Genomic DNA, 13085 nt, shown 5'->3' with positions numbered 1-13085 from the left:
CATGAGCACCACGAGTCCTCGGGGAACCTTCGACGTCTGGGCGCCGCGCCCGCAGCGGGTGCGCCTGCAGCTGGGCAGCGAGGTCGTCGACATGACCCGCGGCGCCGACGACTGGTGGACGCCGGCCGAGCCGGTGCCCGCCGGGTCGCCCGTCGACTACGGCTACCTCCTCGACGACGACCCCGACCCGCGCCCCGACCCGCGCTCGCGCCGCCAGCCCGACGGCGTGCACGGGCTCTCGCGGCGCGACACCACGGCGTACGAGTGGGACGACGCCGCGTGGACCGGGCGCCAGCTCGCCGGGTCGGTGCTCTACGAGCTGCACGTCGGCACGTTCACCCCCGACGGCACCCTCGACTCCGCGATCCCGCGCCTCGACCACCTCGTCGAGCTCGGCGTCGACCTCGTCGAGGTGATGCCGGTCAACGCCTTCAACGGCACCCACAACTGGGGCTACGACGGCGTCGCCTGGTTCGCCGTGGCCGAGCCGTACGGCGGCCCCGACGCCTACCGGCGCTTCGTCGACGCCTGCCACGTGCGCGGGCTCGGTGTGGTGCAGGACGTCGTGCACAACCACCTCGGCCCGTCCGGCAACTACCTGCCGCTGTTCGGCCCCTACCTCAAGGACGGCCGCAACACGTGGGGCGACCTGGTCAACCTCGACGGTGAGGGCTCGGCGGAGGTGCGCCGGTTCGTCCTCGACAACGTGCGGATGTGGTTCGAGGACTACCACGTCGACGCGCTGCGCCTCGACGCCGTGCACGCGCTGAGCGACACCTCGGAGGTGCACCTGCTCGAGGAGATGGCGATCGAGACGGCCGCGCTGTCCGCGCACCTGCGTCGCCCGCTCACGCTGATCGCCGAGTCCGACCTCAACGACACGACCCTCGTACGCCCGCGCGAGGCCGGCGGGCACGGTCTGGACGCGCAGTGGAGCGACGACTTCCACCACGCCGTCCACGTCGCGCTGAGCGGCGAGACGACCGGCTACTACGCCGACTTCGAGCCGCTCGAGGCCCTGGCCAAGGTGTGCGAGAAGGGGTTCTTCCACGACGGCACGTACTCCTCGTTCCGCGGGCGCGACCACGGCAAGCCGGTCGACACCGCGCACATGCCGACGTGGCGGCTCGTGGTCGCCAACCAGAACCACGACCAGGTCGGCAACCGCGCCCGCGGCGACCGGCTCACCGAGCACCTCGACGACGACCAGCTCGCCTGCGCCGCGCTCCTGACGCTGGCCGGTCCGTTCACCCCGATGCTGTTCATGGGGGAGGAGTGGGCGGCCTCGACTCCGTTCGCGTTCTTCACCTCCCATCCCGAGCCGGAGCTCGGGACGGCGACGGCCCAGGGTCGGATCGCCGAGTTTGCGAAGATGGGCTGGGACCCCGACGAGGTCCTCGACCCCCAGGACCCCGAGACGTTCCGTGCGTCCAGGCTCGACTGGGACGAGCGGGCCCGCGGCCGGCACGCAGTGGTCCTCGACTGCTACCGCAGGCTCGGACGACTGCGGCGCGAGCTGCCGCAGCTCACCGACCCCTCGTTCGGGTCGGTCTCGTGCACCGTCGACGGGCGGGTCTTCACCATGCGTCGCGGCGACCTGCTGGTCGTGGTCAACACCGGCGACGAGCCCGCCGAGGTGCAGGTCGGTGAGCGCGAGGTGCTCTTCGAGACCCCCGCGGGAGTGGACGTACGCGGCGGGGCGGCGTCGGTGCCGGCCCACGCCGGCGCGCTGCTGGGCTGACCCACGACGAAGATCCCGTCAGGTCGGGAACTACGGCCCATCCCGCACGGGCCCGGCTGTCACATCTGGAGACGCAGCACGAGCGCGTCACGGACCCGCTGTGGCGCGCACCGGAAGGGAGCTCGTCATGAATCGCATCGCACGCGTCGCGTGCGCCGCGGCCACCACCGTGGTCCTGGCGTCGCTGACGCCGATGTCCCCTGCCTCGTCCGTCCCCGACCAAGGGGCTCGCGAGGCCGCCTCCGCGACCTACAAGGTCATCGCGAGGATCAACAGGTCCGAGGTGGTCGCCGGTGAGGACACCGTGCGCATCACGGGCAAGGTGAAGCCGAAGGCGGCCGGCCAGAAGGTCCTCCTCCAGCAACGGCCCGAGGGGTCGAACCGCTGGCGCAAGTCCGGCACGGCGCGGATCAAGCCCAGTGGCCGGTTCGTGCTGAAGGACGAGCCCAGCAAGCCCGGCGTGCGCTTCTACCGGGTCGTGAAGCCGGCTGGGGGCGGACTCAAGGCCGGCACGAGCCGCGAGCTCCAGCTCGACGTGTGGGCCTGGGAGCGCCTTGCCTGGCGAGCCGTCGGGGCCAACGCCGGGATCTGGGTCGACAGCTACACCGTGCTCGGCGCCGAGGGCTACGACGACAGCCTCGTGCTGAAGACGGCGGGCACGGCCGGCTACGCCGAGTTCACCCTCGGCAGGTCGTGCCGCAGCCTCCGTGCGACCTACGCCCTGACCGACGACTCCGTCACCGGGGCTACGGGCTCGGTCGCGGTCTCGGTGGACGGGACCGTCGTGGCAACCCACCCGCTGGCCACAGGGACCATCGTCGAGGACGAGGTCGTCGACCTCACCAACGCCTTCCGCGTCCGGTTCGACCTCGTCGGATCGGCCACGCCTGCGGGCCGGTCGGCAGTGGGCTTCCCCGAGGTGCTCTGCCTGCCCTGACCCACCCCGCACGCCACGTCGGCGGATCCTCGGGGGTCCGCCGACAACTTTTCCTCCACGCCCGGCATCTCCCTCGTGAACGGCCCGCACCCGGGCCCACACGACGGGGAAGTCCGACAATGAACCGCATCACCGCACTCGCCGCGACCGTGGCCCTCGCCGCCGGCTCGCTCGCCCTCACCGCGCCGACCCAGGCCGCCCCCGCGCGGGCCTACAAGGTCACCGCCAAGGCCAACCTGGAGGTCGCCGTCGCCAAGGAGGACACCGTCAAGGTCCGCGGCCGCGTCACTCCCAAGGCCGCCGGCCAGAAGGTCGTCCTCCAGCAGCGCGTGGGGAACAAGAAGACCTGGAAGGCGACCGGCAAGGCGACGATCAAGCGCAACGGCACGTACGTCCTCAAGGACAAGCCGACCACGCCGGGCTCGCGCGAGTACCGCGTCCTCAAGCCGGGCAAGGGTGCCGTCAAGAAGGGCTACAGCAAGGCCCTCGAGGTCCAGGTCTACGGCTGGGAGAAGCTGATCAACCGCGTGAGCGGCCCGAGCGTCAACCTCGAGCCGGCCTACGTCTACATCGGCGCCGAGGCCTACCCCTCGAGCCTCGCGACCACCACGTCGGGCACGCCGTCGTCGATCGAGTACACGCTCGGACGCAAGTGCACCGACCTGCGCGCGACGTACGCCCTCACCGACAGCTCGGCCACCGGCTCGAGCGGGGCCGCGACCGTCACCGCCGACGGCGAGGTGCTCGCCGTCCACTCGCTCGCCGTGGGCACGATCGTGGCCGACGAGGTGCTCGACGTCACCGACGTCTTCCGCCTCAAGCTCGACCTGTCCACCACCGCCACGCCCGCCGCCGTCGCCGCGGTGGCCACGCCGGAGGTGCTCTGCACGCGCTGACGCAGCCCCAGTCCGGCAGCGGCGGGCACGACCGGGATTCACAGGCCCCGGGCGTGTCCGCCGTTGTCATCCCGCACCGCCGATCCGCTGCGCCCACGGGTTTGCCCGTAGTCTTGGCTCTCGTGGCAGGCATCGACTTCGACCAAGAGATCAAGCAGCTCCAGGCGACCATGAAGACCATCGGTCAGGTCCTCGACCTCGACAAGATGCGCGAGGAGATCGCCGACCTGGGCGAGCAGGTCGCCGCACCCGACCTGTGGGACGACGTCGCGAGCGCCACCCGGATCACCGGCCGCTTGTCCGCTCTCCAGGGCGAGATGGACCGCTACACCGGTCTCGAGTCGCGCATCGAGGACCTCGCCCTGATGGTCGAGATGGCGCAGGACGAGGGCGACGCGGACACGCTCGCCGACTCCGAGGCCGAGCTCGCCCGCATCAAGAAGTCCGTGGAGTCGCTCGAGATCCGCACGCTCCTCTCGGGCGAGTACGACGAGCGCGAGGCGATCGTGACGATCCGCTCCGGCGCCGGCGGCGTCGACGCGGCCGCCTTCGCCGAGATGCTCATGCGGATGTACACGCGCTGGGCCGAGCAGCACAAGTACGGCGTCGAGGTCTACGACGTGTCCTACGCCGAGGAGGCGGGCATCAAGTCCGCCGAGTTCGCCATCCACGCCCCGTACGCCTACGGCACCCTCTCCGTCGAGGCCGGCACGCACCGCCTCGTGCGGATCAGCCCCTTCGACAACCAGGGCCGCCGCCAGACCTCGTTCGCCGCGGTGGAGGTCGTGCCGGTCCTCGAGCAGACCGACGAGATCGAGGTCGACGAGAACGACCTGCGCGTCGACGTCTTCCGCTCCGGCGGCCCCGGCGGCCAGTCGGTCAACACCACCGACTCCGCCGTCCGCCTCACGCACATCCCGACCGGCATCGTCGTGTCCTGCCAGAACGAGAAGTCCCAGCTGCAGAACAAGGCGTCGGCGATGGTGGTGCTCAAGGCCAAGCTGCTCGCCAAGCAGAAGGCCGAGGAGGCGGCGCTCAAGAAGGAGCTCAAGGGCGACGTCGCCGCGAGCTGGGGCGACCAGATGCGCAACTACGTGCTCAACCCCTACCAGATCGTCAAGGACCTGCGGACCGGCCACGAGTCCGGCAACCCCAGCGCCGTCTTCGACGGCGACCTCGACGACTTCATGGAGGCCGGCATCCGCTGGCGCCGCGGCGCGGAGAAGGTCGAGGCCTGAGCCGGGCGCGCGTTTGTCGATCGCCGCCACCCCTCACGTAGCCTCGACGCCGTGATTCGCTTCGAGAAGGTCACCAAGACCTATCCCGGCCACCCCCACCCGGCGCTCGACAACATCTCCGTCGACGTGGAGAAGGGGGAGTTCGTCTTCCTGGTGGGGTCCTCCGGCTCGGGCAAGTCGACCTTCCTGCGCCTCGTGCTCCGCGAGTACCGCCCCACCTCGGGGCGCGTGTACGTCGCGGGCAAGGAGATCAACCGGCTCGCCGGGTGGAAGGTGCCGCGGCTGCGCCGCGACATCGGCACCGTCTTCCAGGACTTCCGGCTGCTGCCCAACAAGACCGTCACCGAGAACGTCGCCTTCGCGCTGCAGGTGATCGGCAAGTCCCGCAAGGAGATCAAGGACGTCGTCCCCGAGACGCTCGAGCTGGTCGGGCTCAGCGGCAAGGGCGACCGGATGCCCGACGAGCTCTCCGGCGGCGAGCAGCAGCGCGTCGCCGTCGCGCGCGCCTTCGTCAACCGGCCGATGATCCTCATCGCCGACGAGCCCACCGGCAACCTCGACCCGACGACCTCGGTCGGGATCATGAAGCTCCTCGACCGCATCAACCGCACCGGCACGACGGTCGTGATGGCCACCCACGACGCCGGCATCGTCGACCAGATGCGCAAGCGCGTCATCGAGCTCGAGAACGGCCACGTCGTGCGTGACCAGGCCCAAGGCGTCTACGGCCACCAGACCTAGGCCCACGGCCGACCCGATCCGCACCCCCGAACGAATCGAGACCCTTCCTCCATGCAGCTGCGCTACGTCTCCTCCGAGCTCGGCCAGGGCCTGCGACGCAACCTGACGATGCACCTCGCGGTCATCCTCACCCTCGTCGTCTCGCTGACGCTGGTCGGCATCGGCCTGCTCTTCCAGCAGCAGGCCACGCGGGCGGCCGACCACTTCGGCAACCAGCTCCAGATCACGGTCTACCTGTGCCGGCTCAACGACTCCAACCCGGTGTGCCCCAACCCGGTCACCGAGGCGCAGAAGACCGAGATCGAGGCGGTCGTCGCCGACAACCCCGAGGTCGCGAGCTATCGCTTCGAGTCCGGCGAGGTCGCCCTGGAGAAGGCGAAGGAGCTCTACGGCGAGGAGCTGTTCTCCGGCGAGAACCCGGCCCTGACGGCCGAGGACATGCCGCAGACGATCTGGATCACCCTCGAGGACCCCGAGCAGTACGAAGGCATCAGCAGCGCCGTGCAGGGGCTCGACGGCGTCTCCCGCGTCCGTGACCTGCGCGAGCAGGTCGGACCGATCCTCGCCACGATCACCAAGATGCGCACGTACGCCCTGGGCACCGCCGGCCTGCTGGTGCTGGCGGCGCTGCTCCTCGTGGCCAACACGATCCGCCTGGCGGCCTTCGCACGGCGCAAGGAGATCGGCATCATGCGCCTCGTGGGCGCCTCCACGCTCTACATCGCGCTCCCGTTCCTCCTCGAGGCACTCGTCACCGCGCTGGTCAGCGTGGCGCTGGCCGGCGGCGCGCTGGCGGCCTTCCTGCGCTTCGCGATCGGCGACCTCCAGCAGAACCTCCGCTTCGTCCCGTGGATCGGGTGGGAGGAGTTCTGGGTCGCGGCCGGGGCGGTCGCCGTCCTCGGACCCCTGCTGACCCTGCTGCCGACACTCGTGCTGACGCGCAAATACCTCAAAGTCTGAGCGGCGCGGGTTAGCGTCTTCTCGCCTCCTCCTGGCACGTCATGCGGAGGCGCTCCTTCCCCGCTTCCCCAACGCAAAGGCTTCCCCCGGTGCGTCCCTTCCCCCGTACCGCTCACCGCCGCATGGCCGCAGCCCTCGTCGCGGTCATGGCCCTGGGCGTGTCCGCCGCTCATGCCGACGACCTCAAGGACAAGAAGAACAAGGTCGAGCGCCAGCTCGAGGGCGCGAACAAGGACCTCGACGAGTCGAGCGCCCAGCTCAGCCGGGCCACCGCACGCCTCCAGGCCGCCCAGGAGCAGCTCACGGTCGCCAAGACCCGGCTCGCGACCGCGCGCGGCAAGGTCGCGGTGGCGCAGGAGCGCGACGCGCAGATGCAGGCCGAGCTCACCGCGGCGGAGGAGGAGCTCGCCGCCGCGGAGGCGGCGCTGGCCCAGGGGCGGGTCGACCGCGACGCCCAGCGGACGAAGGTCGCGCAGACCGTCGCCGACATGTACGCCGAGGGCGACCCCGAGCTGATCGCCTTCTCCTCGCTGCTCGCCGCGGAGTCCGCCGAGGAGCTCACCCGGCGCGACGGCGTACGCGACGTGGTCGTCGGGCAGGAGGCTCGGGAGTACGACGAGCTCAAGGCCTCCGAGGTCCTGCTGCAGGTCCGTGAGGACCAGGTCACCGAGGCGCGCGACGCGGTCGCGGCCAAGCGCGAGGCGGCCGCCGAGCACCTCGCCCTGATGCAGGAGCTCGAGGCCGAGCAGCAGGAGGCCAAGGACTCGGTCGTCTCGCTCGTCATCGAGCGCCGCGACGCGCGGGTCGGAGCCCGTGAGGCCCGTGCCAAGGACCTCGCCAAGCTCCGCAAGCTCGAGCGCGAGCAGCAGCGCATCGAGGAGATGCTGCGCAAGCGGGCGCTCGCGGCGCTGCGTCGCCAGCGGGCCCAGGCCCGCGCGCAGGCCGGCACGCCGAGCCCGGGGCTGCTCGCCTACCCGGTCGACGGCTACGTCACCTCGCCGTTCGGCTACCGCACCCACCCGATCTACCGCTACTGGGGCCTGCACGACGGCGTCGACTTCGGCGGCGGCTGCGGCACCCCGCTGCGTGCCGCCGCGCCCGGACGCGTCGTGTCCTCCTACTACAGCGGCGTGTACGGCCACCGGCTCGTCATCGACCACGGCGTCCTGGGCGGCAAGGGCATCGCCACGATCTACAACCACGCCAGCGGCTACAACGTCGGGGTGGGGGACCGGGTCGCCGAGGGGCAGGTCGTCGGGTTCGAGGGCAGCACCGGCTGGTCCACGGGCTGCCACCTGCACTTCACCGTCATGGCCAACGGCCAGGCCGTCGACCCGATGAACTGGCTCTGAGCAACCAAACCTCCGTGCACGTCGCTGGGCCCGCCTGAGAGGATGGTGCGATGGCGAAGGAGCAGGGCCAGAAGATGGTCGCGCAGAACAAGAAGGCCCGCCACGACTACCACATCGAGGACACCTGGGAGGCCGGGCTGGTCCTGATGGGCACCGAGGTGAAGTCGCTGCGGCAGGGCCGCGCGTCCCTGGTCGACGGCTTCGCCGAGATCGACAACGGCGAGGCGTGGCTGCTCGGCGTCCACATCCCCGAGTACAGCCAGGGCACGTGGACCAACCACGCGGCCCGGCGACGCCGCAAGCTCCTGCTCAACCGCTCCGAGATCGACAAGATCGAGCGCAAGATCACCGACAAGGGCTACACGCTCGTCCCGCTGTCGCTCTACTTCAAGGACGGGCGCGCCAAGGTCGAGATCGCGCTCGCCAAGGGCAAGAAGTCCTACGACAAGCGCCACACGCTCGCCGAGCGCACCGCCAACCGCGAGAAGGTCGAGGCCGTCCAGCGGCGGCTCAAGGGACACCGGGACTGAGCCCGCAGGTGCGTGACCCGCGTGCGTTCGCCGAGGAGCTCGGGATCCCCGGCCTCCTCGACGCGCACACCCACTTCCTCCCGCCGCGGGTGATGGCCAAGGTCCGCGCGCAGTTCGACGCCGCGGGCCCGCTCATCGGACGGCCCTGGCCGCTGCACTACCGCGACACCGACGAGGTGCTCGTGGAGACGCTGCGCTCCTTCGGCGTGCGGCGCTTCACCGCGCTGCCCTACGCCCACCGGCCCGACATGGCCGAGTTCCTCAACGACTGGGCCGCCGAGTTCGCCGCGCGGGTGCCCGAGGCCGCGGTGTGCGGCACCTTCTTCCCCGAGCCCGGCGTCGAGGCGTACGTCACCTCGCGCACCGCCTCGGTGCAGGTGTGGAAGGTGCACGTGCAGGTCGGCGCGTTCGACGTCACCGACCCGCTGCTCGACGGCGCGTGGGGCGTGGTCGCCGAGGCCGGGACACCCGTCGTTCTGCACGCCGGCAGCGGACCCGTCGCGACCGACCACACGGGGCCCGGGCCGGTCGCCGAGCTGCTCGCGAGGCACCCGCGGCTGCGGCTGGTGATCGCGCACGCCGGTGCGCCGGAGTACGCCGAGTTCCTCGCGCTGGCCGAGGCGTACGAGCGGGTCGGGCTCGACACGACGATGGCGTTCACGCCGTTCTTCGAGGAGATGGGCGGCGCCTACCCCCGCGACCTCCTGCCGCGGCTGCGCGACCTGGGTCTGGCCGGCCACGTGCACCTGGGCAGTGACTTCCCCAACATCCCGTACGCCTACGGCGTGCAGCTGGAGGCGCTGGAGCGTCTCGATCTGGGCGAGGAGTGGCTGCGCGCGGTGTGCTGGACCAACCCGGCGGACCTGCTGGGGGCGCCGTCCTCGACATGACCGGCCGAGGGGCCGGTCGGTAGGTTGTCGGGCGTGGAAGCCGGCACCGTCATCGACGTCCTGCTCGTCCTCGCGTTCATCCTGGTGGGCGGTGTGTTCGCCGCGACCGAGATCGCGCTGGTGTCACTGCGCTCGGGCCAGGTCGAGCGGCTCGACACCGAGGGAGGCCGAGGGCACGCCGTCGCCTCGCTCGCCCGGGACCCCAACCGCTTCCTCTCCGCGGTGCAGATCGGCGTCACGGTCGCGGGCTTCTTCTCCGCCGCGTTCGGTGCCTCGACGCTCGCGCCGTCCTTCGCGCCGATCTTCGAGGGCCTCGGCCTGCCGGGCCCGGAGACGATCTCCCTGGTCGTGACGACCCTCGTCGTGTCGTACCTGTCCCTGGTCCTCGGCGAGCTGGTGCCCAAGCGCCTGGCGCTCCAGCGCTCGGTGGGCGTCGCCAAGCTCTTCGCGCCGCCGCTGGGCCACTTCGCACGGGTCATGACGCCGGTCATCTGGCTGCTCTCGCTCTCCACCAACCTGCTCGTCCGCCTCCTCGGCGGCAACCCCGACGCCGCCGGCGACGAGGTCGACGAGGAGGAGCTGCGGATGATGATCTCGGGCCACGAGGACATCCCCGAGGGCGAGCGCCGGCTGGTCGACGAGGTCTTCGAGGCCGGCGACCGGTCGCTCAGCGAGGTGATGAAGCCCCGCGGCGACGTCGTCTTCCTGCGCGGCGACCTGACCCTCGCCGAGGCGGTCGCCGTCATCGTCGACCAGCCCTACACCCGCTACCCGGTCACCGGGGAGTCCTTCGACGAGGTCCTCGGCTACCTGCACCTGCGCGACGTGCTGGGGCGCGCCGACGACCGCTCGACCACCGTCGCCGACATCACCCGCGACCTGCCGGTCCTCCCGCGCACCAACCGGGTGCTGCCCTCGATCGACCAGCTGCGCAGCCTCGGCGCGCACATCGCGCTCGTCGTCGACGAGTACGGCGGCACTGACGGCATCGTCACGCTCGAGGACCTGATGGAGGAGCTGGTCGGCGAGATCCACGACGAGTACGACACCGACGCCGAGATCGCGGCCGCCGCCGACCCGACGACCGTCGACGCCGGCCTGACGATCGAGGACTTCCGCGAGCGCACCGGCGTCGAGCTCGAGGACGGGCCCTACGAGACCGTCGCGGGCTACGTCCTGCACCGGCTCGCCCGGATGGCCGAGCTCGGTGACCGCATCATCGTCGGGGGCCGCCCGCTCGAGGTGGTCGAGCTCGACGGCCACCGCATCATGCGCGTACGCCTCCACGAGGCGGTCCCCGCAGCCGAGGACGCCGACTCCGGCGACGGTGAGGCGGCCGGCCAGACGCCGCAGCAGGTCGCCTTCGCCGACTACTTCTCCACGTGGGGCCTGTTCCTCCCTGACCAGGCCGCCGCCGGGCACCGCGACGGCCACCTGTCGGGACACGGGTGGTCGGTGCGGTTCCGGTGGCGCGAGGACGGGTCGCTGCTCGTACGGGCCGGTCACCGGATGACCAACGAGCGGATGATCGCGATCACCCCGGCCGGCCAGGTCGAGCACGCCGAGCCGGCCGCACCCGACGAGCACATGGTCAACCCGCCCGGCGCGACCCCGGAGGAGAAGGCGGAGGTCGAGCAGGCGTACCGCTCGGCGTGGACGCGCCACTCCAAGGCCGTCACCGCGGCCGGTCTGGACTACGACCGGAGCCCGCCCCCGTCCGGGCTCGAGGCCGGGTCGGACAGCCAGGTCTGGCGCCTCGACGACGGCGAGTGGCACGCCGACCCGCTGCGTCCGAGCCTGTCGGACGACGACCGCCCGGAATAGCGTTGGCCGGTCGTCGGTTGGGACCAGTAGGCTGCAACCGCAGGGCTTGCTCGACGGTGGGGCCTGCTTGACAACACAAGAGGGGCTGATCGGTTTCGACTTGGGACGTTAGTTCCAGGGGAAGCGGGTCGAGAAGCCAGCGTCATCTCGTAAACGACCGCTGGAAATCCATAGTTGCCAACACCAATCGCAACGACTTCGCTCTCGCTGCCTGAGCAGTGATCGAAGGGTCTGACCGGGCACCCGTCTCCGTCCCGGATCCAGGCCTCATCTAGGAGACTTGCTGGTCGCTCTCTGTCAGGAGGGGCGGCCGGGACTCAATCCTGACTGAGCCTGTCGGTGACCTGTCTGTGGGAGCACCGGGGCCGAGAAAAGCGACAGCACTGACTGCACCCGGAGAAGACCTGGATCGGCGCTCGAGGACCGGGGTTCGATTCCCCGCAGCTCCACTGCGCACAGCCCTCTTGGCGAGAGCCGCCCCGACGACGTCGGGGCGGCTCTCGTGCGTCAGGGCCAGTCGGCCAAGGGGTCTTGCGGCCCTACCCGCGCCGCCGGGTCAGCCCTAGCGTCGAGGTGTCGCAATCGATCTTCGACGGAGCGCTGATGGACGTCTCCCACGCATCCAGGGCCGCCACGGCCCTGTTGCTCGCCGCCGCTCTCACACCCCCGGCGGCGGTGGCAGCCACCGACGTTGCGGAGACCTGCGACGGGAAGGTCGCGACGATCGTCGTTCCACCGCCTGCGCCGGGCAGATTCCGTACGGAGCCGGTGACCGGGACGCCCGGAGACGACGTCATCGTCGGCACCGCGTGGCCGGACACCATCGATGGAGCTGGCGGCGACGACACGATCTGTGGCTTGAAGGGTGACGACCACCTGCTGGGCGGTAGCGGACGCGACCGCCTCTTCGGTGGTCTCGACGAGCAGTACGAGCCCGACGAGGGCTACGAAGGCGACCTGATCGAGCCCGGCCCGGGCAACGACTACGTCGACCTCGGCTACGACATGCAGAGCGACGACCTCGATCCGGCGGACGGCCCATGGCAGAGGTGGGACCGGGTGTCCTACCTCAACTCCGTGGGCGCGGTCACAGTCGACCTGGAGGCCGGCACGGCGAAGGGTGAGGGCACCGACACGATCGCCTACGGTGCGGGGATCGTGGGTTCGGCCCACGATGACGTCCTACTGGGCAGTGACAAGCACGACTGGATCGCTGCCGGCGGTGGTGACGACCTCGTCGATGCTCGAGGGGGCAACGACGCGGTCAAGACCGACCTCGACGGGACGTCGGGTGACGTGACCGCTCCGGGGGACGACGTGGTGGTGGGAGGACCTGGCGGCGACGAGATCGTCGCCGGTCACGGCAGTGACCGCGTCTTCGCCGGGCTAGGGCGTGATCAGGTGTCCCTGGACGAGGCAGCCGGCTCGAGGGTGTCCGGCGGTGCCGGCGTCGACTTCATCCGAGCCGGCGGACGCGCACTCATCGAGGGCGGCCGGGGCGCTGACAAGCTCTCCCCCAGGATCGGATCGCGCGCCGACCGGGTGCGGGCCGCGGGCGGTGCGGGCCGCGACACGTTGGCCATCGAGCTCTCCCTCGAAGTCGCCCCGCACGAGAGTCATCTCGTCGTCGGTAGTCCCACCGGAACGGTTCGGGTCCCGGGGAGTCCGGCGCTGGTGCACTTCGTCTCCCTCGAAGAGTTCGCCCCTGCCGGCATCGCCGTCACTCTCGACATCACGTGGTACGGCACGTCCGGTAGTGACGACCTCGACCTGGGCTGGATCGAAGGTCGGGTGCGTGCGTTCGGTCGTGGCGGGAACGACTGGCTGCGCGGCGGGTCGGGTAGCGACCACCTTGACGGTGGTCCAGGTCGTGACCGGCTCGAGGGTGGATCTGGGGACGACGTGTGCCTGCGCGGCGAGCGGCTCAGGTCCTGCGAGCTGCGGCGGTCAGGATCGGTGTCGAGATCGTGAGTGCC

General features: G+C 70.9%; 11 protein-coding genes and 1 other RNA gene. All 12 read left to right on the top strand.

Annotation, left to right across the window (positions count from 1 at the left end; all coding sequences use genetic code 11):
* Position 1: 1 nt before the first annotated feature.
* The gene (treZ, locus tag IE200_RS12155) at positions 2-1741 is read left to right on the top strand and encodes a malto-oligosyltrehalose trehalohydrolase (RefSeq protein ID WP_191279753.1); all 1740 of its coding nucleotides are present in this window, start codon (positions 2-4) and stop codon (positions 1739-1741) included.
* A gap of 127 nt (positions 1742-1868) precedes the next feature.
* The gene (locus IE200_RS12150; protein ID WP_191279752.1) at positions 1869-2678 is read left to right on the top strand and encodes a hypothetical protein; all 810 of its coding nucleotides are present in this window, start codon (positions 1869-1871) and stop codon (positions 2676-2678) included.
* 119 nt (positions 2679-2797) lie between these two features.
* Entirely contained in the window at positions 2798-3574 is a 777-nt protein-coding gene (locus IE200_RS12145; RefSeq protein ID WP_191279751.1) for a hypothetical protein, read from the top strand.
* Positions 3575-3696: 122 nt separating this feature from the next.
* On the top strand, positions 3697-4812 hold the full coding sequence (prfB, locus tag IE200_RS12140; RefSeq protein WP_191279750.1) for a peptide chain release factor 2: 1116 nt from the start codon (positions 3697-3699) through the stop codon (positions 4810-4812).
* A 51-nt stretch (positions 4813-4863) separates the two neighbouring features.
* Complete coding sequence (gene ftsE, locus IE200_RS12135; RefSeq protein ID WP_191279749.1) at positions 4864-5553, top strand: cell division ATP-binding protein FtsE; 690 nt, start codon at positions 4864-4866, stop codon at positions 5551-5553.
* Between the two features lie 51 nt (positions 5554-5604).
* A complete protein-coding gene (ftsX, locus tag IE200_RS12130; RefSeq protein ID WP_191279748.1) occupies positions 5605-6513 on the top strand; it encodes a permease-like cell division protein FtsX in 909 nt (302 codons plus the stop codon).
* Positions 6514-6635: 122 nt separating this feature from the next.
* Positions 6636-7865: a M23 family metallopeptidase gene (locus tag IE200_RS12125; protein ID WP_191279747.1), complete on the top strand. Its 1230-nt coding sequence runs from the start codon at positions 6636-6638 to the stop codon at positions 7863-7865.
* Positions 7866-7915: 50 nt separating this feature from the next.
* Positions 7916-8395: an SsrA-binding protein SmpB gene (gene smpB / locus IE200_RS12120; RefSeq protein ID WP_191279746.1), complete on the top strand. Its 480-nt coding sequence runs from the start codon at positions 7916-7918 to the stop codon at positions 8393-8395.
* An 8-nt stretch (positions 8396-8403) separates the two neighbouring features.
* A complete protein-coding gene (locus IE200_RS12115; protein WP_229856447.1) occupies positions 8404-9285 on the top strand; it encodes an amidohydrolase family protein in 882 nt (293 codons plus the stop codon).
* A 33-nt stretch (positions 9286-9318) separates the two neighbouring features.
* Positions 9319-11109, top strand: a complete 1791-nt coding sequence (locus tag IE200_RS12110) for a hemolysin family protein (RefSeq protein WP_191279745.1) — start codon at positions 9319-9321, stop codon at positions 11107-11109.
* An 81-nt stretch (positions 11110-11190) separates the two neighbouring features.
* Positions 11191-11561: a transfer-messenger RNA gene (ssrA, locus tag IE200_RS12105) on the top strand.
* A 121-nt stretch (positions 11562-11682) separates the two neighbouring features.
* Positions 11683-13080 (top strand): calcium-binding protein, encoded by a 1398-nt coding sequence (locus tag IE200_RS12100; RefSeq protein ID WP_191279744.1) that lies wholly within the window; start codon positions 11683-11685, stop codon positions 13078-13080.
* The last annotated feature ends 5 nt before the right edge of the window (positions 13081-13085 follow it).

This window comes from Nocardioides flavus (ex Wang et al. 2016), from assembly GCF_014653115.1.
GTDB classification, from domain to species: domain Bacteria; phylum Actinomycetota; class Actinomycetes; order Propionibacteriales; family Nocardioidaceae; genus Nocardioides; species Nocardioides flavus.
Note: the sequence above shows the minus strand (reverse complement) of the source record. Positions and strands in the feature narration are given on the sequence as shown.